This is a genomic window from Saccharothrix isguenensis, from assembly GCF_052936305.1.
Map to the genome: position 1 here is coordinate 1118124 of NZ_CP193626.1, position 24724 is coordinate 1142847.

Here is a 24724-nt window from a genome sequence, read left to right on the forward strand (position 1 = left end):
GGGAGTCATGAGCGTCGAGCGCAGCAAGGCGTCGCGGCACCGGCCGACCATCCACGACGTGGCGGCGGCCGCCGGCGTGTCGCGGGGCACGGTGTCGCGTGCGCTGAACGGCGGGCGCAACGTCAGCCCTGCCGCGTTGGAGGCGGTGCTGAAGGCGGTCCGGACCACCGGGTACGTGGCCAACCCGGCGGCGCGCAGCCTCGTGACGCAGCGGGCGCACTCCGTGGCCTTCGTGCTCACCGAGCCGCAGCAGCGGCTGTTCGAGGACCCGAACTTCAGCATCCTGCTCCAGGGCTGCACGCAGGAGCTGGCGGAACTCGACGTGCCGGTGCTGCTGATGACCGCGAGCACGGAGGTGGAGCGCAAGCGCACCAGCCGGTTCATCGCCGCAGGTCACGTGGACGGAGTGCTGCTGGTGTCGTCGCACACCGGCAACCCGCTGATCGACGACCTGCACGACTCGGGCATCCCGGTGGTCGCGTGCGGCAAGCCGATCGGGTTCGAGAACCGGGTGGCGTACGCGGCGGCGGACGACCGTTCGGGCGCGCGGTTGATGGTCGAGCACCTGCGGTCGAGGGGGAGGCGGCGGATCGCCACCATCACCGGTCCGCCGGACACCCCCGGTGGTGTGGAACGGCTCGCCGGGTACCGGGACGTGCTGGGCGCCGACGCCACGCCGGAGTTGATCGCGCACGGCGACTACAGCCGGGTGGGTGGCGAGACGGCGATGGCTTCGCTGCTGGAGCGCGCGCCGGACCTCGACGCGGTGTTCGTGGCGTCCGACCTCATGGCGGCGGGGGCGCTCAACGTCCTGCACGACTCCGGCCGGCGGGTGCCGGAGGACGTCGCGGTGGGCGGATTCGACGACTCCAGCATCGCCACCTCGACCCGGCCCGCGCTGACGACGGTGCGGCAGCCGTTCCAGCGCATCACCCGCGAGATGGTCCGGCTGCTGATGGAGCAGATCCGGGGTGAACCGCCGGCGGCGGCGATACTGCCGACCGAGTTGGTCGTGCGCGCGTCGACGTGACCCAGCGGTCGCGCCAGGCGAGTGGCGAGAAGGTCACCGCGTCACGGACCGCTTGGCGTGACCAGGGTCGCGGCGTCGCCCGACACGTCGGGATCGCCTTCCGGGACGGTCGTGAGGTTGTCGGGTCGGTTGTGGCCGACCCGCCCCACGACCGCCGGGACCGACCTGGGTCAGTGGCCGAACTCGACTTCCAGCGCGCCGCGACGGGCGGTGACGTCGGTGGGGTCGTCGCCGTAGACCAGGAGTTGCAGGGTGCTCAGCACGACCGGGTTGTCGGTGCGGGTGGTGTCGTGGCCCGAGGTGATGAGGACGCCGCCGGCGGTCAGGTGGGGGCGCATGTGGTCCAGCAGGTCGGTCAGGGGCGCGGCCACCGTCAGCTTCACGGACTCGGCGTGGCCGTCCAGGGCGTCCGGGCGGACGGACTGGAGCGCCAGCAGCGGGATGGAGCCGCTGGTGATCCGGAAGTTCAGGTCGAGCATGACCAGCTGCCCGTCCCTGGTCTCGGCGCAGTCCAGGCTGCACAGGCCCCGGTAGCCGACGTCCGCCGCACGCTGGGTGATCGCCAGGCACTCCGCGAGCAGGTCCGCCGGAGGCGGGCTGACCTGGCCGAACAGGCCGCCGACGTAGACGCCGGTCGCGTCCACGCGCTGTTCCGTGACGGCCAGCAGCCGGGCCACGGCGTCCTGCCCGACGTACAGCTGGATGCCCCAGTTGCGCGCGATGTGCAGGTACTCCTCGACCACGAACTCGCCGAGCACGTCGGTGAACGCCGGGAACTCCACCAGCTCGCCCGCCTGGTGCAGGTACACGTCCAGGCTGCCGCCGTGCGCGTCGTTCGTCGCGGCCTTCAGCACCCACGACTTCTCCGCCGGCGCCGCCTCGGCCAGTTCGTCCCGCGTCACGACACTGCGCCGCGCGTGGAACCGGGGGTCGACGAACGTGCTGATGCTGGCCTTGTTGTTCAGGAACCCGACCAGCTGCCCGGTCTTCACCATCCGCTCGTCCGGGCACAGCGCCGTGGGCAGCGGGTACTCCGCCGAGAGCAGCAGGCCGTCCGCCATCGCCTCGGTGACGCGCGCCGTGAACCCCGCCTCGTCGCGGAACGAGCGCAGGTCGTCGCCGACCGGCAGGCCGCCGTCGCGCAGCAGCGCCAGCAGCGTCGGGTCCGTGCCGCCCGCGCTGCAGATCACCGGCGTGCCACCGGCCACGGCGATCGGTCGGGCGGACAGCGCGTCGACGGTGTTGCGGTGCCGGTTCGCCGCGATGCCCGCAGCCGGCCGTGCGCACACGGCGACGCCGGGGCCGTACACGTCTGCGAGTGCGCGAGGCGCGCTGACGGCCGGCGACAGCGGAGTGGAGATGCTGATGACGTGCTCCCGTGGGGATGAGTCGGGACGGCCGCGACCGCCACACGGGTGGTGTGGACGGGGCGCCGCAGGGACCGCGTGGTGCGGGTGAGACCGAAGAACGATCAAGTGCCGTCGAGAGGCGGCGTCCACTGCGTGCCGGTCGATGCTCGGGAGCCGGATTCGTGAACCGTGGGCGAAACTGCCCGGATGCGGGCTGTATGACCCCAGAGTCTCACGTCTTCGCCGCGTCACCCAAACGCCGCACCCCCGGGGTGTCGCGGACCACCCCGTCGGATCGGTGTTCGCCGGGGTCGGAGGCTTGGAGCGGGTGTGGGGACCCCACCCCGCGCGGCGCGCGAACCGTGCGCGCTCACGGCCCGCTCGGGTCCCAGGCCCCGACCGCGTGCCGTGACGAGCCGGATCGGTGGAGGCGGGCTAGTCGGCCGCGAACACGTCCACTTGGGGCAGGTGGTGACCCATCCGGTCGCGTTTCGCGGTGAGGTAGCCGATGTTGTGCCGGTTCGGGCGCATCAGGTGCGGCACGCGGGCGGAGACCTCGATGCCGTTGTCCTCCAGCGCCCGGATCTTGTCCGGGTTGTTGGACATCAACCGCACCGAGGCGACGCGCAAGTGCTTGAGGATCCGGGCGGCGGGGGTGTAGTCGCGGACGTCGACCGGGAGGCCCAGGGTGGTGGCGGAGTCGAGCGTGTCGAGGCCCTGCTCGTCCTGGAGCACGTGGGTGCGCACCTTGGCGACCAGGCCGATGCCGCGCCCTTCGTGGCCGCGCAGGTAGACCAGGACGCCGCTGCCCTCGGCGACGATCCGGTCCAGGGCGGCCTCCAGCTGGTCGCCGCACTCGCAGCGCATCGCACCGAAGATGTCACCGGTCATGCACTCGGAGTGCACGCGCACGAGCACGTCCTCGCGCGTGTTCGTGCGCCCGAAGACGAGGGCCATGTGCTCGTGCCCGTCCGCCCGGAACGCCACCGCGCGGAACGTGCCGCGGCGGGTGACCAGGTCGGACTCCGCCACGTCGTCGTGGTCGAAGGCCTGGATCTCCTCGACGTCGTTGATGGCTTGCTCGCGCATCCGGCTCCCTCGTCACCCGACACCGGTCGGACGTTCACTACGCTCGACCGGAACTGCACCGTAGCTCGCTCACTCGGCGGAGGTCACCCTGTTCAGCATCACCGTTCGCGATCACGTGATGATCGCCCACAGCTTCCGCGGTGACGTCTTCGGCCCGGCACGACGCCTGCACGGAGCAACGTTCGTGGTGGACGCGCGGTTCAAGCGGGCCGAGCTCGACGCGGACAACATCGTGGTCGACATCGGACTCGCGACCGAGCGGCTGCACGCCGTCCTCGGTGGACTCAACTACCGGAACCTGGACGAGGTGCCCGCGTTCGCCGGGATCAACACGTCGACGGAGTTCCTGGCCAAGCACATCGCCGACGAGTTGGCGGACCTGGTGCACGGAGGTGAGCTAGGTGACGGTGCCCGCGGGCTGGCCGCGATCGAGGTGACGTTGCACGAGTCGCACGTGGCGTGGGCGAGCTACGAACGTCCGCTGTGACACCGCACTTCGTGCTGCCGGGCGGCGTGGACGATCCCACGTCGCCCAGCGGTGGCAACGTCTACGACCGACGGGTGATCCAAGGGCTCCGCTCACTGGGGACGACCGTGCACGAGATCGCCGTCGCCGGTGCCTGGCCGCAACCTGAGGCCAACGCCCGCGACGACCTGGCGAACGCACTGGCCGCGCTGGACGACGGCGCGGTGGTGCTGCTGGACGGCCTGGTTGCGTGCGGAGTGCCCGAGATCGTCGTGCCGCACGCCCGGCGGCTGCGCCTGATCGTCCTGGTGCACCTGCCGCTGGCCGACGAGACCGGCCTCCCTCCCGTCGTGGCCGCCCGCCTGGACGCCGCCGAACGCCGGTGCCTCCGTGCGGCCGGCGCCGTCGTGGCCACCAGCCCACGCGCAGCACGGCACCTGGCGGACCACCACGGCCTGCCGGAGGTCCACGTCGTCACCCCCGGCACCGACCCCGCACCGCTCGCCACCGGCACGGACGGCGTGTCCCAGATCCTCTGCGTCGCCTCCCTGACGCCGCGCAAGGGCCACGACGTGCTGGTCGAAGCCCTGGCCGCCGTCGCCGACCTACCGTGGAGCTGCACCTTCGTCGGCCCCGGCCGTTCCACCGAGGTCCGCCGCCTGATCACCCGCCACGCCCTGGCCGGCCGAATCCACCTGACCGGCCCCCTGACCGGCGCTCCGCTGGACGACGCGTACGCCACAGCCGACCTGTTCGTGCTGCCGTCCAGGGCCGAGACCTACGGCATGGTCGTGACCGAGGCCCTGGCCCGGGGGATTCCCGTCATGGCGAGCGCCGTGCCGGACGCCCTCGGCAACGGCGGCCTCCACCTCCCGCCCGGCGACGTCACCGCCCTCGCCCAAGCCCTCCGCCGCTGGCTCACCGACGAGCGCCGGCGCCAAGCCCTCCGCGCCCGAGCCCGGATCCGCCGCCTTGGACTGTCCACTTGGGACGACGCAGCAGCGGCCCTGGCGAGCGCGGTCCTCAACGGCTGAGAGAACACGCGGTCCGCGCCGAGCCGGTGTGACAGCAGCGCTGCGTTGTAGCCGGCCCTCGTGCCGATCTCCGACACGCGGTGTTCGTCGCGGACGTCCAGCAGCTCCGGCACCCGCACCATGGGGTCGGGTTCGGTGCTGGACGACACCGCGCGGCCTTCGTCGCCGAACTCGGTGACCGGGGTGGTGGTCGAGTACGCGGCCCTCAGACCGGGGCCTTCGATGGCCGGGCGGTCAGTGGTCGAGCAGGGTGAGGCGGACGGCGCGTCCTCCGTGGACGGCGGTGTCGGCGTGGGTGGACGCAGGTGGCGAGGATCTCGGCGAAGGGCAGGCTGTTGCGGCCGACGCCGATGGTGATCACATCGGTGTCCTCGTCGAGCCCGGCCCGCACCACCCGCGGGTCCACCGTCACAGCTCGAGTACACCAAGTGGTGAAACGTGCGACCGAAAAGGGGCCGGCTAGTCTGCGGCCCATGAGCACCTTCGCCCCGGAATGGCTGGCACTGCGCGAGAAGGCGGACGCGGACGCCCGCGCGGGCGACCTGGTGGACCTGCTCCGCAAGATCCAGCTGAACCGGACACCCCTCGTGGTGCGTGATCTGGGGTGTGGAACGGGATCGTTGGGACGGTGGCTCGCCGGGCGGCTGGACGGTCCGCAGCACTGGGTGCTGCACGACCGCGACCCCCGGCTGCTCAGCATCGCGGCGGCGACGGTGAGCGGCGTCACGGTCGAGACCCGGGAAGGTGACCTCACCGCGCTCACCGCCGCCGACCTGGCCGGCACGTCGTTGGTCACCGCGTCGGCGCTGCTCGACCTGCTGACGGAGGACGAGGTGGACCGGCTGGCCGGGGCGTGCGTGGACGCGGGCTGCCCGGCCCTGCTCACGCTGTCCGTCGCGGGCCGGGTGGAGTTCGACCCGGCCGAACCGCTGGACACCGCGTTCGAGGCCGCCTTCAACGCCCACCAACGGCGGGTCGTCGCCGGTCGCCGGCTGCTCGGGCCGGACGCCACCGAGGCCGCCGTGGAAGCGTTCGAACGGCGGGGCGCGACCGTCGTCACCAGCCCGAGCCCGTGGCGGTTGGGGCCGGACCAGTGCGCGTTGGCCGCCGAATGGCTGCGCGGCTGGGTGGACGCGGCGGTCGAGCAGGAACCCGCGCTCGCCGCCGAAGCCCCCGAGTACGTGCGGCGCAAGCTCGACAACGGGCCGCACGTCGTCGTGCACCACACCGACCTGCTGGCGATACCGGAGTGACCCGGCTCTGGGCCTGGCTGAGGCTGCTCGGCGCGATCGGCATCCTGGTGGCGCTGGGGTGGCGGCTGGGCTCCGACGCGTTCGTGGCCGGTCTGCGCGCGGTCAACGGCTGGTCGGTCGTCGCCGCCCTCGGTATCGGGCTGCTGACCACGGTGTTCAGCGCGTGGCGGTGGTGCCTCATCACCCGTCGCCTCGGCCTGCCGCTCACCCTCGGCAGGGCCGTGTCGGACTACTACCGAGGACTGCTGTTCAACGCGGTGCTGCCCGCCGGCGTCCTCGGTGACGTGCACCGGGCGGTGAGCCACGGACGGCAGGCCGGTGACGTCGGGCGCGGTGTGCGGGCGGTGCTGTTCGAGCGGTTCGCCGGCCAGGTGGTGCTGGTGGCGCTGGGTGTGGCGGTGCTGATCACCGCGGGGGTGCCGGTCGCGCTGCCGGCCCGGGGCGTCCTGGTGACGGCCGTTGTGCTGGCCGCCGTTGCCGTGGTCGCCGGTCGTTCCGCGCGGGTGCGCGACCGGCTGAGGACGACGTGGGCCGACGCCCGCGCCGGACTGGTGAACGCGGAAGTCCTGCCGAAGGTCGCGCTGCTGTCGGTGGCGACGGTGGCCGGTCACGTGACGCTGTTCGTCGTCGCGGCACGAGTCGCGGGGGTGGACGCGCCGCTCGGCCGACTGGTCCCGCTGATCGTGCTCGCCCTGCTGGTGATGGCCGTGCCGGTGAACGTCGGCGGCTTCGGGCCGCGCGAGGCGTTCCTCGCGGTGGCGTTCGGCGCGGCCGGTCTGGGCGCGGCCCAGGGATTGACGACCGGCGTCGTCTACGGGGTGTTGGCGCTGGTCAGCAGCCTCCCCGGCGTAGTGGCGATGTTCCGACGCGGCTCAACCAACGAGAGCGACGCGAGCAACCCGCAGCACGGCTCAACCGAACAGCACGGCTCAACCGAACAGGGCGAGGTAGGACCCGAACGACGAGACGAGCCCCGCGAGCACGTCCCGGCCCTTGTCGGCTGACGCCGTCGAAGGACGCCCGACGACCCCGGACGACGTGTACGGCGCGAGCCCCAGCGTGAGCATGTGCGGCCGGTCGTCGGCCAGGTGGTCACCGGTCTCATAGCCGGGTTTCACCAGCTCGGGGTGGGCGTGCAGGAGGATCGACGTCTCCAGCTCGCCCGCGTGCATGTCGCTGCGGGACGACGTCTCCAGCCCGGCGGCGGCCCGTGCGGCGGCCCAGTCGGCGCTGCTCGGGAACAACGCCATCCCCTCGGACTCCTGCACGACGTTCGACAGCACGTAGTTGCCGCCGTGCGCGTTGACCAGCACCAGGTTCGGCACACCGGACCGGCGCAACGAGTCCGCGACGTCCCGCACCACCGAGTACAGCGTCCGCGCCGAGATGCTCACCGTGCCCGGCCAGTCGGCGTGCTCGTGCGAGCACGAGATCGCGATCGGCGGCAGCAGCCGGACGGGGTGCGCGTCCGCGACGGCCCGCGCGATAGTGCAGGCGATGACCGTGTCCGTCGCCAACGGCAGGTACGGGCCGTGCTGCTCGTGGCTGCCGATCGGCAGGACCGCCACGGTGGCCGCCCGCACGTCCTCGGTGGTGTCAGGCAGGTACATGGCCGGAACCGTAACGAACCCGCCGGCACAGGGACGGGATCGCACCGCTCGCCAACTCGGGCAGCACGGACGGCAGGTCTTCGAAGTCGCTCTCGCCGGTGATCAGCGCGTCCAACACGGGGTCGGCGAGCAGGTCCAGCGCGAGCGCCATCCGCTCGGCGTAGGTCCGATCCGGCCGTGCCACCACGCCCACCTGGCTGCTCCGCAGCCGCAGCCGGCGGGAGTGGAAGAACTCGCCCAGCGGCACGCTCACCTGCCGGTCCCCGTACCAGCTCAGCTCCAGGACCTCGCCCTCCGGCGCGAGCAACGCCAACGACCGCGCCAACCCCGCCTCCGTCGCACTCGCGTGCACCACGAGGTCGCAGTTCCCGGCCGCCCGGCCAGGCGGTGCGAAGTCCACGCCGAGCGCGGCGGCCACCGACGCGCGGGCCGGGTCGGCGTCCACCAGTTGCAGCCGCACGCCGGGGAAACGGGCCAGCACGGCGGCGACGGCGCACCCGACCATCCCGCCGCCCACCACCGCGATCCGGTCGCCGATCAGCGGTCTGGCGTCCCACAGCGCGTTCACCGCGGTCTCCACCGTGCCGGCGAGCACCGCGCGCGATGCCGGCACCGCGTCCGGCACGGGGGTCACCGCGTCGGCCGGGACGACATAGTGTGTCTGGTGTGGATAGAGGCAGAACACCGTGCGACCGAGGAGCGGACCGTGTTCGACCACACCGACGTTGAGGTAGCCGTACTTCACCGGCCACGGGAAGTCGCCCTCCTGGAACGGCGCCCGCATCACGTCGTGCTGGTTCACCGGCACACCGCCGCGCAGGACCAGGCTTTCCGTGCCGCGGCTGATGCCCGAGTAGAGCGTGCGGACCAGGACGTCGTCGGGTCCGGGCGACGGCAGGTCGACCGGACGGATCTCACATTTTCCGGCTGAGGTGAACCAAAGAGCCCTCGCAGAGCGTGTCATCTGTACAAACCTCCGGACAACGAGGCCCACCGCCACAGAGGGGCACGATGACCACACTTCAGCACAGTGCGGCGCTGACGAACACGGAGACCACCGCTTGGGCGGCGGTGCAGGTGTTCCTGCTCGGCGTGCTGGAGTGCGCGGTCGGGCTCGGCCCGCTGGGCTGGCTCGCGGGGATCGCGTACGCGGTCGCCACGCAGGCGTTGCTGAGCGGCGCGTTGCAGCGGACCCCGACCGGTGTGCTCGGCCCGGCCGACCGCGTGACGCTGGCCAGGGGGCTGCTGGTCGGCTGCGTCACGGCGATGGTGGCCGACGGTTCCGATCACACCGCGCTGCTCGTCGTGCTCGGTGCGGTGGCGTTGTCGCTGGACTTCGTGGACGGTCAGGTGGCCCGCCGCACGGGCACGGCGTCGCCGATGGGCGCGCGGTTCGACATGGAGGTCGACGCGTTCCTCATCCTGGTGCTGAGCGTGCACGTGGCGTTCGAGTTGGGGCCGTGGGTGCTGGTGATGGGCGCCCTGAGGTACGCGTTCGTGGTGGCGTCCTGGGCCTTGGCCTGGCTGAGGGGGCCTTTGCCGCCCAGCTACGCGCGCAAGGTGGTGGCGGCCGTGCAGGGGATCGTGCTCGTCGTGGCCGCGTCCGGGCCGGCGCCGCACTCCGGTGTCCTGGTCGCGCTCGCGCTGGCCGCGCTCATCTGGTCGTTCGGCCGTGACACCGCCTCGTTGTGGCGCGGTGCCGCGGTATCGGTGGAGGGAGTGCGCGATGTCTGAACCTGCGATGTCCGAGTCGGCGAGGTCCGGTCCGGCGAGGTCGAGCCGGCTGAGCGTCGGGAACGTCCTGCTCTGGGCGTTGCAGGTGCTCCTCGCCGCGTTCATGGTCTACAGCGGGTGGTCGCTGTTCGGCGACCAGTTCGAGGGCAAGTTCGACGAGATCGGGTTCGGGCAGTGGCTGCGGTACGTGACCGGTGTGCTGGAGATCGCCGGCGGGCTCGGCCTGCTCGTGCCGCGCCTGTGCGGGCTCGCCGCGCTGGGCGTGGTGGGCGTGATGGCGGGTGCGGTGGCCACCGAGCTGGTCGTCCTCGGCGACCCGGCGGGCGCGGTGCTGCCGGCGGTCGTGGTGGTGTCGGCCGCCGTGGTGGCGTGGTTTCGCCGCGACACCGTCACGGCGCTGCTTCAGACCTTCGGGAAGTAGCGCAGCACGGCGACGTCGCCGAGCTTGGTCACCTCCTCCAGGTGGAAGCGGCGGGCCGGGCCGCCGGGGAACTCGGCCGGGTTGACGAACCGCGGCGCGGTGGCCTGGCCGATCAGCATCGGCGCGACGGCCATCCGGATCTCGTCGGCCAGGCCGGCGGCCAGGAACGCGGTGTGGATCCGACCGCCTCCCTCCACCATGAGGCGGTCCACGCCGCGCGCGCCGAGGTCGTCCAGCAGCGCGCCGAAGTCGACCGAAGGGCCGAGCGGGACGACTTCCGCCAGCTCGCCGACCGCCGCGCGGGCCGGCTCGTGCCCGGCATCGGTGGTGTAGACGAGCTTGTCGCCGCCGTGGTGCCAGAACCTGAGCGCCGGGTCGAGGTCGCCGCTGCCGGTCACGGTGACCTTCACCGGGTACTCGGGACGGCCGGCGGCGACCCGTGCGGCACGCCGTTCCGCGCTGTTGACCAGCAGGCGCGGGTTGTCCCGGCGGATCGTCGCGGCGCCGACCAGGATCGCGCACGACTCCGCGCGCACCCGGTCGACGTGGTCGAAGTCCTCGGCGTTGGACAGCGGGAACCGCTCCGCACCCCGGTCGTCGATGTAGCCGTCCACGCTGACGGCGACGCTGAGCAGGACGTGCGGACGGATCACGCCCCCACCGTACCGACGCGTGAACCGGAGGCGGTTGATCACGCGTTACCCCCGACGAGGGGCCGATCGACCGCGGAGGACGTATGACGGGGAGTGTCGTGGACCATCGTGGCCGTCGCGTCGCGGTCACCGCCCTGGCGTCGCTGTTCGTGGTGTTCGTCCTGCTGGCGCCCGGCGACTTCGACCGGTTCACGGTGGCCGCGTTCCTCCGCCTCCCGCTGGAAGGCCTGCTCGGCCTGGTGCTGGTGCTCGTGCTGCCGGCGCGGGCGCGGCGGGTGGCGGCGGTGGTCGGCGGGGTGGCGCTCGGCGTGCTGCTCCTGGTGAAGGCGATGGACATCGGGTTCGAGGCGGTGCTGCACCGGCCGTTCGACCTGGTGCTCGACTGGCCGCTGCTGGGTCCGGCGGTGAACTACGTGCACGTGACGGTCGGGTGGTTCGCGGCGGTCGCGGTGGTGTTGGCGGCCGTGCTGCTCGGGGCGGCGGTGGTGTTCCTGGCGACGCGGTCCGTGGTGCGGTTGACCGGGGTCGTGGGGCGACACCGGCTGTTCGTCACGCGTGCCGTCGCCGTGCTCACGGTCGTGTGGATCACGTGCGCCGCACCGGGCCTGCAGCTCGCGCCCGGTGTGCCGATCGCGTCGCACAGCACGGCGGAGTTCGTCTACGACCACGCGCGCCAGGTGCGCGCAGGTCTGGGCGACCAGGAGCGGTTCGCGGAGGTGGCGGCGGTGGACGCGTTCCGCGACGCGGCGGGCGAGGAGCTGCTGACGGCGTTGCGCGGCAAGGACGTCGTGCTGGCGTTCGTGGAGAGCTACGGGCGTGCCGCCGTGGAGCACCCGGAGATCGCGCCGCACGTCGGCGCGGTGCTGGACGCGGGCACCCGGCGGCTGGTCGACGCCGGGTACGCCTCGCGCAGCGCGTTCCTCACCTCGCCGACGGCCGGCGGCGGCAGCTGGCTCGCCCAGGCCACCCTGCTGTCCGGGCTGTGGGTCGACAACCAGCAGCGCTACCGCACGCTCGTCGCCGGCGACCGGTTGACGCTGGGCGGCGCGTTCCGGCGTGCGGGCTGGCGCTCGGTGGGCGTCATGCCGGGCATCACCGAGGCGTGGCCGGAAGGCGAGGTCTTCGGCTACGACCGGATCTACGCGTCCGGCGACCTCGGCTACGAGGGGCCGCGCTTCGGCTACGCGACCATGCCCGACCAGTTCACGCTGTCGCGGTTCCAGCGGGCCGAGCGGGCCGGTGAGCACGCGCCGGTGATGGCGGCGATCCCGCTGCTGTCCAGCCACGCGCCGTGGTCGCCGTTCCCGTCCGCGGTCGGCTGGGACGACGTCGGCGACGGCTCGGTGTACCACGCGATGCCCTCGGGCGAGGCGCCGGCGGAGGACATGTTCGGCCGGGAACCCGCACTGGTGCGGGCCGACTACGCGCGGTCCGTCGAGTACTCGCTGAACACCCTCGTGTCGTACGTCGAGACCTACGGCGACGACGACTTGGTGCTCGTGTTCCTCGGCGACCACCAGCCCGCGCCGTTCGTCACCGGCATCGGCGCGGGCCGGGACGTGCCGATCACCATCGTGGCCCGCGACCCGGCGGTGCTGGACCGGACCGCCGGCTGGGGCTGGACCGATGGCCTCGAACCAGGTCCGCAGGCGCCGGTCCGCCCGATGGACACCTTCCGCGACCAGTTCCTGACCGCGTTCCGGTAGGTCTTGTTCGGGTCGTTCCCGTCACGCAGAGGTGATAAGTGCTCTACGGTCGGTGCGGCTCTGGCAATCGACTTCTGGGGGAGTGCAATGGGACGTTTCCGACGCGGGCTGCTCACCGCCACCGCAGTGGTCGCCGCAACAGCCCTGGTCAGCGCTCTGACAACGGTGTCTTCCGCCGATGCGGAGGGCGGTGGCGCGGAGGGCGGCGGCGCGGAGGGCGGCGGCGCGAGCGCCCGGCTCGCCGAATCGCTGCGGCGCGCCGTGGTCGCGCAGGACTTCGAGGACGTGCTCGACCTGACCCCGCCGGACCTGGTGGCGGCGTCCAAGGCCGGCGCGCCGGAGAAGTACGACTCGGTGCCCGCCGGGGACGTCGCCCGGTTGGGCGTCGCCGACGCCAAGCCGCTGCACCAGACCCCGAACCTGGACCTCGCGGTGATCGAGCTCGACGGCTTCGGCCGGCCGGTCGCGATGGCCGACGTGCTGCTCAGCCCGCAGTACCCCAACGGTGTCGTCGTGCCGCTGGACCGGCGGGAGTTGGCCACGGACGAGGTGCGCTACCGGTGGTGGGACGACACCGAGTGGGACGTCAACGGCGGCCGGGGCACCCGGGACGTGCTCGCCGGCCGGGAGGACGCGCCGATCGACTTCTCGTCCCCGTACCCGGCGTCGGTGCTCAAGCTGATGGTGGGCTTCGGCGTCCTGCGGCTGGCCGATCAGGGCCGGGTCGACCTCGACGCCGTCTACGACTACCGGCCGGTGACGATCAACCCGGCGTGCGGTGGCGAGTCGAGCGAGGTGATCCGGCGGCACTTCGACGAGATGATCACCAAGTCGCGGAACGAGTCGACCTGCGCGCTGATCAAGGTGATCCACGACCTCGGCGCGTGGGACGAGGTCAACCGGATGTTCGCGGACCTCGGGATGCCGACGCTGATGGTCACCGGCACCAACCCGGGCAACGGCGGCCGGTGGATCGGCTCGAACATGAGCAGCATCGACACGGCGAAGCTGCTCCTGCTGGTCAACGGCGGTTTCGGCGTCCTGTGGACCACCGATTCGGGCAAGTTGGTCACCCGCCACGAGCTGAGCGCGGCGTCCCGTGCCCAGTTCCTGGGGTCGCTGGGCGACCAGGGGCACAACGAGATGCTGTCCACCACGAACTGGTGCGGGCGCGACTACCCGGCGCAGGGCATCCCGCAGCGCACGCCCCCGCGGTGGATCCAGCCCGATGGCACGGTGAAGGTCGGTGACGCCGTGTACGACCGCGACGTGCGGCCGTGCGACGCCGCCGCCGAGGTCGCGTTCGGCCACAAGACCGGCTGGGTCGACACCACCGGCAGCGACGCGGGCATCGTGAAGTCGTTGCCGGGCAAGGAGAAGCGCAACTACATCGTGGTCCTGTTCGGCAACCTGGGCACGGACTACGTCGACACCCACCGCCCCGCCGACCCGCCCGGCGTCTTCCCGGTGCTGTACACCGAGAAGTACGCCAAGCTGGGCGCGGCGGTCGACCGGATCGTCACGTCGCTGCGCTGATCCCGGACGTCTCGCTCAGCGGAACGCCGCCAAGTGGTCCTGGACCCAGGTGGCGAAGCTCGTCGCCGGGTGGCCGAGGACTCCGGCCACGTCCTCGGCCACCACGGCGTTGTGCCCGCCCGCGCCCACTCGACCCCCGTGAGCACGGCGTCCACGGCCTCGCTGTCCACGCCGCGACCGAGCATGTCGGCCCGTCCGGCGTCCGCCGGCACGTCCGCGGTCCCGACCGGCCTGCCCAGCGCGGCGGCCAGGATCGCGGCCTGGTCGGGGACGCTCAGCGCTTCGGGCCGGTCACGGAGTACGTCTGTCCGTTGTGGACGGACAGACGCCGCCGCGTCGAGCACCGCCAAGTCGTGGTCCGGCGTGGGCTTCGCGGGAGCCGTGAGCAGGAACAACGCCCCACGCCCGTCATCGCGCGGCGCAGCGTGGCAGGGTCGTCGAAGTCGGCGCGAACGACGTCGAGGTCCCGCGACAGCTCGGCTCAGCCGTCCGCGGGCCTCAGGTGCGCATCTCCCGCGTCCGCCACAGCACCAGCACGAAGTACGGCGTGCCGATCAACGAGATCACCAACCCGGCCGGCACCTGCGCGGGCGCGATCACGGTCCGCCCCACCGTGTCCGCGATCGACACCAGCACCGCGCCCAGCGCCGCCGCCACCGGGAGCACCCGCGCGTGCCGGCCACCGACCAGCGACCGGGCCAGGTGCGGCGCGACCAACCCGACGAACGCCACCACGCCGATCGCCGACACGGCCGTCGCCGCCAGCACGCCCGCCGCCGCCAGGATCACCAGCCGCGACCGCTCCACCCGCATCCCCAGCACCCGGGGCGTGTCCTCGTCCAGGCTGTGCAAGTCCAGCTCGCGGTGCTGCGCCCACAGCAACGGCGTCAGCAGCGCCAGCGCCAGCACGGTCGGCACCACCTGCTCCAGCGTCCGCCCGTACGTGGACCCGGACAGCCAGGTCAGCGCCTTCGCCGTGTTCCACGGGTCCGACGTCACGATCAGCAGCGTGATCAGCGCCATCCCGCCGGACCACATCGCGATGCCGATGACCACCAGCCGGTCCGAGTCCAGCCCGGACCGCCAAGCCAGCCCGTAGACCAGCGCGAACGCCACCATCGCGCCGACACCGGCCGCACCGGCGATGTGCCACGCCCCGGCCAGCGGCACGACCGTAATCAACGTGATCGCACCGAGCCCCGCCCCCGCCGTGATGCCCAGCAGACCCGGTTCCGCCAACGGGTTCCGGCTCACCGACTGGATGCCGCACCCGGACACCGCCAACGCCGCACCGGCCATCAACGCCGCCAGCACGCGCGGCAGCCGCTGGTCGATCACGAACGTCAGCGCCGTCCCCGAACGCCCGGCCAGCCAGTTCGCCAGGTCGCCCAGCAGCACCAGCCGGTCCCCGAGCATCAGCCCCGCCACCGGCGCCGCGACCACCAGCACGACCAGCACCGCCGAGGTCACCACGAGCCGACGCCGCGACCCCGCCACCCCGACCCGACCGGCCGGCGCCTGCCGCGGCGTCCCGCTCGACCGCCCGCGCCGAGCCATCCAGATCAGCACCGCCGCACCGAGCAGCGTCGTCGTGACACCGGTCGGCACGCGGATCGCCGACGCGGATCCCATCACCGCGCGCAGCAGCACGTCCGCGCCCAGCACGATCAGCACGCCGACCAGCCCCGACACCGGCAGCAACGCCCGGTGCCGGCCCAACCCGGGCACGAACGGCGTCAGCAGCCGCGTGATCACCGGCGCGCTCAGCCCGACGAAGCCGACCGGCCCGGCCACCGTCACCGCCGCCGCCGTCAGCGCCACGGTCAGCAGCACCGCGCCGACCCGCGTGCGCCGCACCTTCAACCCCAGCACGGTCGCGCTGTCGTCACCCAGGGCCAGGACGTCCAGCGACCGCCCCATCACCACCAGAGCCGCCACCGCGACCACCACGACCGGCGTCATCTGCGCGGTCGCGTTCAGGTCGCTCACCGTCAACGACCCGCTGCCCCACCCGAACAGCCCGGTTGTCTCCTCCTCGTACATCAGCAGCAACAGGATCGTCGCCGACTGCAACGTCAACGCCACCGCCGACCCGACCAGCACCAACCGGGGGCTGGTCGAACCGCCGCCGGACAACCCGAGCACGACGACCGCCGCCGCCAACCCGCCCACGAACGCCGCCCCGCCCGCCGGCAGCGTCGGCAGGCTCACCCCGAACGCGGCGATCGACACCACGGCCAGGTGCGAGCCCGCGTTCACCGCGAGCGTGTCCGGTGACGCCAGCGGGTTGCGCGCCACCGACTGCATCCCGGCGCCGGCGACGCCCAGCGCGACACCGATCAGCAGCGCGGCCAGCAGGCGCGGCACGCGCGAACCCTCCAGCACGGCGAGGGTCTGCGCGTCCCCGTCGCCCACCAGGGCGGCGAGCACGTCGAGCACACCGGTCGACGCGGTGCCCTGGGTCAGGTGGACGGCGGAGAGCACGGCGATGGCCGCCACGATCCCCGCCGTGACGGCGGCGGTGCGCATCAGGCGGTGACGGCCTTCACGAACTGCTCGGCGACGTGCACGACGGACTTCGGGCCGCCGAACGTCCACGTGCCCGGCTCCAGCTTGACCACCTTCTGCGAGACCACGAACGGCAGCCGCTGCCACACCGGGTTCTCCGCCAGGCCGGTGGTGAACACGTCGTCCTCGGAGGCGCTGTAGAACAGCACGGTCTTCGGGTCGGTGATGGCGGTCAGGCCCTCGACGTCGGTCGCGCCCAGGCCCCACTTCGCGTCGACCTCGCCGGTCCACGCGTTCACCAGGCCCAGCGCCTCGGCCGTGTCGGACACCTGCGAGCCCTTGCCGAACGGGCGGATGTTGACCGTGCTGCCCTCCAGCCAGCCGTCCGCCATCAGGAACGGCGTGCCGGTCGCGCCCTTGGCCTCGACGGCCTTCTTGCCCTCGGCCAGCGCGGTGTCCATCTCGGACAGCAGCTCGTCGCCCTCGGCGGACTTGCCGACCGTCCGCGCGATCATCTTCACGTCGTCGCGCAGCCGCTCCATGTTGCGCGAGGCGTCGCTGGCCTTGGTCACGACCACCGGGACGTACTTCTCCAGCTGCCCCACCATGGTCTCGTCCCGACCCGCGGCCATGATCACCACGTCCGGGTTCAGCGCGACGATCGAGTCGACGCTGGGCTCGTTGCGCTTGCCCACGTCCTTCACGTCCGCGTCGAGCGGCACGGACGCGTCCCACGTCTTGTAGCCGGCGGCGTCCGCAACACCCACCGGCATGACACCCAGTGAGGCGACGACCTCGGTCTCGGCCCATTCCAGCGTGACGACCCGCTGGGCGGGCGCCTTCAGCTCGACGGCCTTGCCGCGGGAGTCGGTCACCGTGACCGGGCCGCCCGCGGACTCGCTCGGCGCGGTCGCCGGTGTTTCAGTGGTGCCACAGGCGGACAGCAGCACGGCCGCCGCGATCAGGGCAGGGGTCGACAAGCGCATGGCTCGAACCTCTCAGCTTCAGGGGGAAGGTCAGACCGGGCGCGGTGTGTGCCGGCCCAGGGGGCGGCAGTGGATCGCGCCGGTCACCGGGTCGTCGGCGACGTGCACCGCGACGCCGTAGGCGTGGGTGAGGTGGTCACCGGTGAGGACGTCGCGGACCCCGCCCGCCGCGACGACCCGTCCCTCGGACAGCAGCACGACCTCGTCGGCGATGATCGCCGCGTGGTCGAGGTCGTGCAGCACGACGCCCACCGCGACGTCGTGGTCGTTCGCCAGGTCGCGCACCACGTCCAGCACCTCCACCTGGTAGCGCAGGTCGAGGTGGTTGGTCGGCTCGTCCAGCAGCAGCACGGAGGTCTGCTGCGCCAGGCACGACGCCAGCCAGACGCGCTGCAGCTCGCCGCCGGACAGCTCGTCCACGCCGCGGTCCGCCATCGCGGTGACACCGGTCAGCTCCATGGCGCGGGTGATGGCGGCGTTCCCCTCCATGTCCACGCCACGCCACCCCGTCCGGTACGGGTACCGGCCGTAGGAGACGACGTCGCGCACCGACACACCGGACGGCGTGGGCCGCTGCTGGGTGAGCAGGGTGACGTTGCGGGCGAACTCCTTGCCGGACAGCGCGGAGTGCCCCCACACCGGGCGCTCGCCCAGCCGGACCTGGCCCGTGCGGGGCCGGTGCAGGCGCGCCAGCGACCGGAGCACGGTCGACTTGCCGGACCCGTTGGGGCCGACGAGCGCCGTCACGACGCCCGCGCGCAGTCCGAGCGAGACGCCGTGCACCACAGCGCGGTCGTGGTGCGCCAGGACCAGCTCGTCACCGGCGAGCAGCGCGTCTCCCTTGGACATGAGGGGAGCCTAACCTAAGGCGGCAATTCACCCGTATGGGCGTGACCTACTGCACTTCGCCGGCGATTGCCGCAACGCGGCGCTGTCGCGGCGGGGTCAGCCGCCGAAGTGCCGGCGCGTGTCCGAGACCACCGACGAGAACACCGACGAGAACACCGCCGCGCTGATCCCGCCGCCGAACTTCACCGCGGGCTCGTAGGCGAACGTCCACGTGAGCCGGCACCCGTCGTCCGCCCGCTCCACCAGGTAGTCCTCGCCGAACCGGCGGAATACCGGCAGGTTGGCCCGCTCCGCCCGGAACGACTGCCGCCGCCCCTCCTCCCACCGGAAGAACACCTCGTGCAGCCGCAGCACGCCCAGCACCGCCGTCCTCCGCGCCGTGCCCACCCCGAACGGGCGGGGTGACGTGTACTCGGCGGTGGACAGCAGGCGGCACCACCACAGCGGGTTGGACGCGGTCAGGCCACGCCACACACGATCGGGTGACACCGGCAGGTCCAGCACGTAGCTGCGGCGCTGCGGTGCCGAGTCGAAGAAGTCCAGGTCGAACGGCTCCAGGCGGGGCACGTGTTCCAGTGTGCCGCTTCCGTGGCGGTTCCACCGCACACCGCACGAGTCAGGCCGCACCCCGGCGGCCACCGACAGCAGTACCGCCTTGCGCCACTCGGGGGGACACTCCGCTCGAACGTGTGGATCAACCCCGCCGACCCTTGGCCCGCACGGTCCCGCACTGGTTGCGTACACGGGTAACCCACGCAACCGAGAGGTGCCACCAGATGCAGCCGTTCCAGTTGCCGGATTTCTACATGCCACATCCGGCACGGCTGAACCCGAACCTCGACCGCGCGCGGGCGCACACCAAGGCGTGGGCGCACGAGATGGACATGATCGACGTCCCGCAGCACGGCACGGTGATCTGGACCGACGAGGACCTCGACTCGCACGACTACGCGCTGCTCTGCGCCTACACGCACCCGGACGCGTCCGGGGACGACCTCGACCTGGTCACCGACTGGTACGTGTGGGTCTTCTACTTCGACGACCACTTCGTGGAGCTGTACAAGCGCAACCCGGACGTGGCGGGCGCGAAGGCGTACCTCGACCGGCTGCCGCTGTTCATGCCGGTCGACGGGCAGATCACCGAGGAGCCGACGAACCCGGTCGAGAAGGGCCTCGCCGACCTGTGGACGCGCACCGTCCACTCCCATTCACCCGATTGGCGGCGCCGGTTCGCGGACAACACCAAGCACCTGCTGGACGAGTCCATGTGGGAGCTGCTGAACATCTCCGAAGGCCGGCTGTCCAACCCGATCGAGTACATCGAGATGCGCCGCAAGGTGGGCGGCGCGCCGTGGTCGGCGAACCTGGTCGAGCACGTCACGGGGATGGAGGTGCCCGCCCGGATCGCCCTCACCCGCCCGATCGGCGTCCTGCGCGACACGTTCGCCGACGCCGTGCACCTGCGCAACGACCTGTTCTCGTACGAGCGCGAGGTGCTGGACGAGGGCGAGCTGAGCAACGGCGTCCTGGTGCTGGAGAAGTTCCTCGACATCCCCACGCAGGAGGCCGCCGAGGCGGTCAACGACCTGCTCACGTCCCGGCTGCACCAGTTCGAGCACACCGCCGTGACCGAGGTGCCCGCGCTGCTGGACGACAACGCGATCGACCCGGCCGGACGGCTGGCCGTGCTGGCGTACGTGAAGGGTTTGCAGGACTGGCAGTCCGGCGGCCACGAGTGGCACGCCCGCTCCAGCCGCTACATGAACGAGGGCGCGGTCACCGCGAACCCGGTGCTGGGCGGACCGACGGGCCTCGGCACGAGCGCCGTCCGCTCGCTCATCGCCACCGCGCCGCAGCGCCTGCGCAGCTTCAGCCACGTGCCGTTCGAAGAGGTCCCGTCACTGCCGGAACCGGCCCTCGACATGCCGTTCGCGCTGAAGCTGAGCCCGCACTGGCACGACGCGAAGGAGAAGAGCGTCGCCTGGGCGCGCGCCATGGGCGTCTTCGACGACGTGCCGCGCGTGTGGACCGAGAGCAAGCTGCGCGACTACGACCTCGCGCTGTGCTCGGCCGGCATCGACCCGGACGCCACACCGGAGGAGTTGGAGACCTCCGCGATGTGGCTGACCTGGGGCACCTACGGCGACGACTACTACCCGGCCGTCTTCGGCCGCACGCTGGACATGCCCGCCGCGAAGGTCACCACCGACCGGCTGAAGCAGATGATGCCCCTCGAAGGCCGGCCGCCCACGCCGGTGACCCCGATGGAGCGCAGCCTCGCCGACCTCTGGCAGCGCACCACCGCCCCGATGCCGCCGGACAACCGGCAGCAGTTGCGGCGCGCCATGGACCTGATGCTGGACAGCTGGCTGTGGGAGCTGAAGAACCAGCACGAGAACCGCGTGCCCGACCCGGTGGACTACGTCGAGATGCGCCGCAGCACGTTCGGCTCGGACCTCACCATGAGCCTGGCCCGGTTCGGCCACGGCCGGCTGGTGCCGGACGCGATCTACCGCACCCGGACCATCCGGAACATCGAGAACTCGGCGATCGACTACGCGACCCTGCTCAACGACCTCTACTCGTACCGGAAGGAGGTCCAGTTCGAGGGGGAGGTGCACAACATGGTGCTGGTGGTGCGCAACTTCCTCGACGTGGACCTGGAGCGCGCCTACCAGGTCACGACCGACCTGGCGAACGCGCGGCTCAAGCAGTTCCAGCACTCGGTCGCGGTCGAGCTGCCCGCGCTGTTCGAGGAGTTCGACCTCGACCCGGAGGTGCGTGACGCCCTGACCACGCACGTCGCCGAGCTGGAGGACTGGATGGCCGGGATCCTCAACTGGCACCGCGAGGTCGTCCGCTACCACGACGCCGACCTGGCCAAGCACTTCGGCGACCGGGAGATCGTCCCGCAGTCGCTGCACGGCCCGACGGGCCTCGGCACGTCCTCCACCCGGATCCTGGCGCGCCACAGGTGACCGCCGACTGGTGAAACGGGCCGGGGCGCGCACGCTCCGGCCCGTTGTTCACTTGCCGTGCTTGAGGAACCCGGTCCAGGCGTTCGGCGGGAAGGCGAGTTGAGGACCGGTGGGGTTCTTCGAATCACGGACGGCAACCGGGCCGTCCGCCGGGAACTTGACGGCGACACAGCTGCCGTTGTCGGCGCTGTAACTGCTGGTACGCCACATAGCGGACTCCTACGTGATCAACGATTCGATCAGGGTCGCGCTCTCAACGGGCGACAGCGCGACTCGTTCCAAGCTCTGCGTACTCAGCGTATAGGTCCGAACCCGATCGGGTTCACCCACGAAGACGGCCGCATCCTGAATCTCGATGTAGGCGATCGGTCGGGCGTCGGCGAAGTCGAGCAGCACGAACTGCCCGGTGTTCGCGGCGTGCGGTCCTGCCTCGGGCAACACCACCTGCAAGGTGACATTCGGCAGCTCACCGAGCTTCAAGAGGTGTCGGTACTGCTCGTTCATCAAATCCTGTTCGCCCACTCGAAGCCGCAACGCCTGCAAGTTCAGCACCGCGTGCAACTCCAGCGGCTCCTCCTTGAGCAGCAACCGCGCCCGCTGCATCCGGAACTCGACCAAGCGACCGGCTGCGTCCGACTTCACCCTCGGTGACGCGTTGGTCAAGGCCCTCGAGTAGTCCTCGGTCTGGAGGAGGCCGGGCAGGACGATCGGTTCGAAGACGAACTCCCGCCGTGCCAACGACTCCAGCCCGACCATGGTGCGCAGCCAGTCCGACACGACATCGGTCCACGGCCCCACCCACGAGGCGTCGTCGGCACGGCTGCTCAGCAGCACCAGCCGGTCGATGTTCTCCCGCTCGACGTGGCAGGCCTTGAGGATCTTGCGGATGTCACCCGGGTACTGTGTGCTCCGGCCGGTCTCCATGTGGCCGAGCTTGGGCTTTCCGATCCCGCAGGCCGCCGACAGTTCCGTGAGCGACAGGCCCGCCTCGTTCCGGTAGCGCGCGAGTTCGACACCGATCAACCACTGGAGCGCCGAGGGCGCGGCCAACTCGAACATGATCAGACTGTAGCCAGGTCGCCTCGATAAACGTATCACTCGATCGTGTACTGGTCGGTCGTAGACGTATAGCCCTACCGTTGGCGACCATGCACATCAACGACAATTCCGTCTACAGCCACACCTACGTCGAGGTCGCCCCGGCCGCCGTGATGAGCGTCGAACTGCTGGCTGACGATCAGGTCGAGGTGTTCGTCGGCGAGCGCAGCAAGGTCCTCGGCGTGGCCAACGGCGTGACCCTCGTGCTCTGCGAAGAAGCCCTGGAGCACCTGGCGGGCACCCTGTCCCAAGGCCGGGACCACCTCAAGGGCCGGGCCGCGTCGTCCTGAGCGCGACCGATCCACGGGGGTCGCCCACAACTACCCGGGTGGGCCCTTCCAGACCGAGGACCCGCACGCGGCCACCGAGCCGGACGGAACCGCGAAGAGCCGCACGTTCAGCTCCTTCAGCGCTGCCGCCGGGGAGAACGCGTTGAGCCGGCTGTAGCTCGGCGTGCACTGCCGCTTCGACGGCGACCTCGACGGGCTCAGCCTCGGTGACGAGGTGGCCGCCGCGGTGGTCTCGGACGTCGAGGTGCCGGAGTCGGTGTTCCCACGGGCACCTCGGGGACTTCGACCTCGACGGCAAGGCCGATGTCCTGGCGCGGAAAAGAACCGGAGCACTGCCGCTCTACCCCGGCACCGGCGCCGCAGGTTTCAAGGCGCCCTATTCGATCGGCGTGGGCTTCAACATCAACAACTTATGGCCGACATCGACTGAGCCGGACAGGCCCGTGCCGCCGGCCGCCGGGGGCACGGGCGACCGGTCGGATCCGTCAGGTGACCAGTCACGTGACAGATGCCCGCCGCGCACCCCCCTCATAGCGTCGACACCGACACGACCGAGGGGAAGGAACACCGTGATCAAGCTGGCGATCATCGTGGGGAGCACGCGGAAGGGCCGGTTCGCGCCGGTGGTGGCGAACTGGTTCGCCGACCGCGCCAAGCAGCGCGACGACCTGAGCGTGGACGTGCTGGACCTGGACGACCTCGACCTGCCGGACCGGCTGCACGGCTTCGGCGAGGAGCCCGCGCCGGAAGTCGCGCTCGTCTCGCCGCGCCTGCGTGACGCGGACGCGTTCGTGGTCATCACGCCCGAGTACAACCACAGCTTCCCCGCGCCGTTGAAGAGCGCCATCGACTGGCACTTCACCGAGTGGCAGGCCAAGCCGGTCGGGTTCGTGTCGTACGGGGGCGTCGGCGGCGGGTTGCGGGCGGTCGAGCAGTTGCGGCAGGTCTTCGCCGAGCTGCACGCCGTGACGGTGCGGGACACGGTCAGCTTCCACGGGGCGTGGGACCGGTTCGACGACGCCGGGAACCCGGTGGGGGCGGACGAGGTGAACAAGGCCGCGACGACCGTGCTGGACCAGCTGGTCTGGTGGGGGACGGCGTTGCAGGAGGCCCGCGTGAAGCGGCCTTACGGGGCCTGACGTGCGTGCCATCCGTCTGCACGCGTTCGGCTCGGCGGACTCGCTGCGGTGGGAAGAGGTCGTGAACCCGGAGCCGGGGTCCGGCCAGGTGCGGATCGCGGTGCGTGCCGCGGGCGTGCACCTGGTGGACGCGGTGATCCGGCGTGGGTGCGGGACGTGGGTGCCGTTGCCCGACCTCCCCACCACGCCGGGCAGTGAGGTCGCGGGCGTGGTCGACGCGGTCGGCCCCGGCGTCGACCCTTCGTGGCTCGGCGTTCGTGTGGTCACGCAGCTCGGTCTGGCCAGCGGGGGGTACGCGGAGCTGGCGGTGCGGGAGGTCGGCGCTGTGCACGTCGTTCCCGCTGGGCTCGGGTTCGCGGCGGCGGTGGCGATGATCTGCACCGGCGGCACGGCGTTGGGCGTGCTGGACGCGGCGGCGGTCTGTCCCGACGACGTGGTCCTGGTGACCGGTGCCGCCGGTGGTGTCGGGACGTTGCTGGTGCAGGGGGTTTCGCGGGTCGGGGCGGTCGTCGTGGGGCTGTTCGGGTGCGGGGAGAAGCGGCGGGCGGTGCTGCGGGCCGGTGCGGGGATCGCGGTCGACTACCAGCGGGACGGGTGGCAGGGCGACGTGGTGGCGCAGCTGGGTGGGCGTGAGGTGAGCGCGGTGCTGGACGGGGTCGGCGGCGAGGTCGGGCGTGGCGCGCTGGACCTGCTCGCGCCGGGTGGACGGCTGGTCATGTTCGGGGGGTCGTCGGGGGAGTTGGTCCGGGTGTCGACCGCCGACCTGTTCGAACGCTCCCTCACCGCGACCGTCGCCGTCGGGCCGCACGTGGCGAAGCGGGCCGGTGGGCTGCGGGCGTTGGAGGCGCGGGCGTTGGCGGAGGCGGCGAGCGGACGGCTGACCCCGGTCGTGCAGACGTTCCCGCTGGCCGAGGCGGCGCGGGCGCACGCGGCGATGGAGGACCGGCGGACCATGGGCAAGGTCGTCCTGGTCCCGGACGCCGGCTAGGGTCGGG

The 24724-nt window shown here is 71.8% G+C and carries 24 protein-coding genes; 13 read left to right on the forward strand and 11 right to left on the reverse strand.

The features are described from left to right. Window positions 1–7 precede the first annotated feature (7 nt). Window positions 8–1030, forward strand: coding sequence for a LacI family DNA-binding transcriptional regulator (locus ACRAKI_RS05420; protein WP_447005942.1), 1023 nt, complete (start codon window positions 8–10; stop codon window positions 1028–1030). A 170-nt stretch (window positions 1031–1200) separates the two neighbouring features. On the opposite strand, the gene ACRAKI_RS05425 is transcribed toward ACRAKI_RS05420, so the two are convergent. Together ACRAKI_RS05425 and ribA are read right to left on the reverse strand one after the other, a co-directional pair. Next, a complete protein-coding gene (locus ACRAKI_RS05425) occupies window positions 1201–2340 on the reverse strand; it encodes a hypothetical protein (protein WP_447005943.1) in 1140 nt (379 codons plus the stop codon). A 474-nt stretch (window positions 2341–2814) separates the two neighbouring features. Beyond that, window positions 2815–3468, reverse strand: coding sequence for a GTP cyclohydrolase II (gene ribA / locus ACRAKI_RS05430; protein ID WP_447005944.1), 654 nt, complete (start codon window positions 3466–3468; stop codon window positions 2815–2817). A gap of 88 nt (window positions 3469–3556) precedes the next feature. Here ribA and ACRAKI_RS05435 point away from each other — a divergent pair, with 88 nt between their 5' ends. The 4 genes from ACRAKI_RS05435 to ACRAKI_RS05450 all read left to right on the forward strand — a co-directional run bounded on the left by ACRAKI_RS05435 (window position 3557) and on the right by ACRAKI_RS05450 (window position 7225). Next, window positions 3557–3955, forward strand: a complete 399-nt coding sequence (locus tag ACRAKI_RS05435) for a 6-pyruvoyl trahydropterin synthase family protein (protein WP_447008340.1) — start codon at window positions 3557–3559, stop codon at window positions 3953–3955. Then, entirely contained in the window at window positions 3952–4968 is a 1017-nt protein-coding gene (locus ACRAKI_RS05440) for a glycosyltransferase family 4 protein (RefSeq protein WP_447005945.1), read from the forward strand. The genes ACRAKI_RS05435 and ACRAKI_RS05440 overlap by 4 nt, the downstream gene beginning before the upstream one ends. 473 nt (window positions 4969–5441) lie before the next feature. Beyond that, entirely contained in the window at window positions 5442–6221 is a 780-nt protein-coding gene (locus ACRAKI_RS05445; protein ID WP_447005946.1) for a class I SAM-dependent methyltransferase, read from the forward strand. Further along, entirely contained in the window at window positions 6218–7225 is a 1008-nt protein-coding gene (locus ACRAKI_RS05450) for a lysylphosphatidylglycerol synthase transmembrane domain-containing protein (RefSeq protein ID WP_447005947.1), read from the forward strand. Before ACRAKI_RS05445 ends, ACRAKI_RS05450 begins: the two co-directional genes overlap by 4 nt. Here the strand turns inward: ACRAKI_RS05450 and ACRAKI_RS05455 are convergent. Further along, on the reverse strand, window positions 7151–7831 hold the full coding sequence (locus ACRAKI_RS05455) for a creatininase family protein (protein ID WP_447005948.1): 681 nt from the start codon (window positions 7829–7831) through the stop codon (window positions 7151–7153). The two genes, ACRAKI_RS05450 and ACRAKI_RS05455, sit on opposite strands and share 75 nt — an antisense overlap. Continuing rightward, complete coding sequence (locus ACRAKI_RS05460; protein WP_447005949.1) at window positions 7818–8795, reverse strand: zinc-dependent alcohol dehydrogenase; 978 nt, start codon at window positions 8793–8795, stop codon at window positions 7818–7820. The genes ACRAKI_RS05455 and ACRAKI_RS05460 overlap by 14 nt, the downstream gene beginning before the upstream one ends. A 47-nt stretch (window positions 8796–8842) precedes the next feature. Between ACRAKI_RS05460 and ACRAKI_RS05465 the strand changes: the two genes are divergently transcribed. Next, window positions 8843–9565 (forward strand): CDP-alcohol phosphatidyltransferase family protein, encoded by a 723-nt coding sequence (locus ACRAKI_RS05465; protein ID WP_447005950.1) that lies wholly within the window; start codon window positions 8843–8845, stop codon window positions 9563–9565. Continuing rightward, complete coding sequence (locus ACRAKI_RS05470; RefSeq protein WP_447005951.1) at window positions 9558–9986, forward strand: DoxX family protein; 429 nt, start codon at window positions 9558–9560, stop codon at window positions 9984–9986. Before ACRAKI_RS05465 ends, ACRAKI_RS05470 begins: the two co-directional genes overlap by 8 nt. Here ACRAKI_RS05470 and ACRAKI_RS05475 read toward each other — a convergent pair. Further along, window positions 9968–10639 (reverse strand): RibD family protein, encoded by a 672-nt coding sequence (locus tag ACRAKI_RS05475; RefSeq protein WP_447005952.1) that lies wholly within the window; start codon window positions 10637–10639, stop codon window positions 9968–9970. The two genes, ACRAKI_RS05470 and ACRAKI_RS05475, sit on opposite strands and share 19 nt — an antisense overlap. Window positions 10640–10722: 83 nt before the next feature. Between ACRAKI_RS05475 and ACRAKI_RS05480 the strand changes: the two genes are divergently transcribed. Both ACRAKI_RS05480 and ACRAKI_RS05485 read left to right on the forward strand, forming a co-directional pair. Beyond that, window positions 10723–12345 carry a sulfatase gene (locus ACRAKI_RS05480; RefSeq protein WP_447005953.1) on the forward strand — a complete coding sequence of 541 codons (1623 nt, stop codon included), beginning with the start codon at window positions 10723–10725 and terminating at the stop codon, window positions 12343–12345. A gap of 165 nt (window positions 12346–12510) precedes the next feature. Next, window positions 12511–13881: a serine hydrolase gene (locus ACRAKI_RS05485; protein WP_447005954.1), complete on the forward strand. Its 1371-nt coding sequence runs from the start codon at window positions 12511–12513 to the stop codon at window positions 13879–13881. 498 nt (window positions 13882–14379) lie between these two features. Here the strand turns inward: ACRAKI_RS05485 and ACRAKI_RS05490 are convergent, their stop codons facing one another. The 4 genes from ACRAKI_RS05490 to ACRAKI_RS05505 all read right to left on the reverse strand — a co-directional run bounded on the left by ACRAKI_RS05490 (window position 14380) and on the right by ACRAKI_RS05505 (window position 18791). Continuing rightward, window positions 14380–16410 carry an iron ABC transporter permease gene (locus ACRAKI_RS05490; protein ID WP_447005955.1) on the reverse strand — a complete coding sequence of 677 codons (2031 nt, stop codon included), beginning with the start codon at window positions 16408–16410 and terminating at the stop codon, window positions 14380–14382. Beyond that, window positions 16410–17375 (reverse strand): ABC transporter substrate-binding protein, encoded by a 966-nt coding sequence (locus ACRAKI_RS05495; protein WP_447005956.1) that lies wholly within the window; start codon window positions 17373–17375, stop codon window positions 16410–16412. Before ACRAKI_RS05495 ends, ACRAKI_RS05490 begins: the two co-directional genes overlap by 1 nt. A 30-nt stretch (window positions 17376–17405) precedes the next feature. Then, window positions 17406–18224, reverse strand: a complete 819-nt coding sequence (locus ACRAKI_RS05500) for an ABC transporter ATP-binding protein (RefSeq protein ID WP_447005957.1) — start codon at window positions 18222–18224, stop codon at window positions 17406–17408. Window positions 18225–18320: 96 nt separating this feature from the next. Further along, complete coding sequence (locus ACRAKI_RS05505; RefSeq protein WP_447005958.1) at window positions 18321–18791, reverse strand: SRPBCC family protein; 471 nt, start codon at window positions 18789–18791, stop codon at window positions 18321–18323. Window positions 18792–19000: 209 nt separating this feature from the next. Between ACRAKI_RS05505 and ACRAKI_RS05510 the strand changes: the two genes are divergently transcribed. Next, window positions 19001–21202, forward strand: coding sequence for a terpene synthase family protein (locus tag ACRAKI_RS05510; RefSeq protein WP_447005959.1), 2202 nt, complete (start codon window positions 19001–19003; stop codon window positions 21200–21202). 48 nt (window positions 21203–21250) lie between these two features. Here the strand turns inward: ACRAKI_RS05510 and ACRAKI_RS05515 are convergent, their stop codons facing one another. Together ACRAKI_RS05515 and ACRAKI_RS05520 are read right to left on the reverse strand one after the other, a co-directional pair. After that, window positions 21251–21412 carry a DUF397 domain-containing protein gene (locus tag ACRAKI_RS05515; RefSeq protein WP_447005960.1) on the reverse strand — a complete coding sequence of 54 codons (162 nt, stop codon included), beginning with the start codon at window positions 21410–21412 and terminating at the stop codon, window positions 21251–21253. A 9-nt stretch (window positions 21413–21421) separates the two neighbouring features. After that, on the reverse strand, window positions 21422–22261 hold the full coding sequence (locus ACRAKI_RS05520; RefSeq protein ID WP_447005961.1) for a helix-turn-helix domain-containing protein: 840 nt from the start codon (window positions 22259–22261) through the stop codon (window positions 21422–21424). 89 nt (window positions 22262–22350) lie between these two features. Between ACRAKI_RS05520 and ACRAKI_RS05525 the strand changes: the two genes are divergently transcribed. The 3 genes from ACRAKI_RS05525 (at window position 22351) to ACRAKI_RS05535 (ending at window position 24717) form a co-directional block, all read left to right on the forward strand. Next, window positions 22351–22590 carry a hypothetical protein gene (locus tag ACRAKI_RS05525; protein WP_447005962.1) on the forward strand — a complete coding sequence of 80 codons (240 nt, stop codon included), beginning with the start codon at window positions 22351–22353 and terminating at the stop codon, window positions 22588–22590. Window positions 22591–23159: 569 nt separating this feature from the next. Then, the gene (locus ACRAKI_RS05530) at window positions 23160–23729 is read left to right on the forward strand and encodes an NADPH-dependent FMN reductase (RefSeq protein ID WP_447005963.1); all 570 of its coding nucleotides are present in this window, start codon (window positions 23160–23162) and stop codon (window positions 23727–23729) included. Between the two features lies 1 nt (window position 23730). Beyond that, window positions 23731–24717: a zinc-binding dehydrogenase gene (locus tag ACRAKI_RS05535; protein ID WP_447005964.1), complete on the forward strand. Its 987-nt coding sequence runs from the start codon at window positions 23731–23733 to the stop codon at window positions 24715–24717. The last annotated feature ends 7 nt before the right edge of the window (window positions 24718–24724 follow it).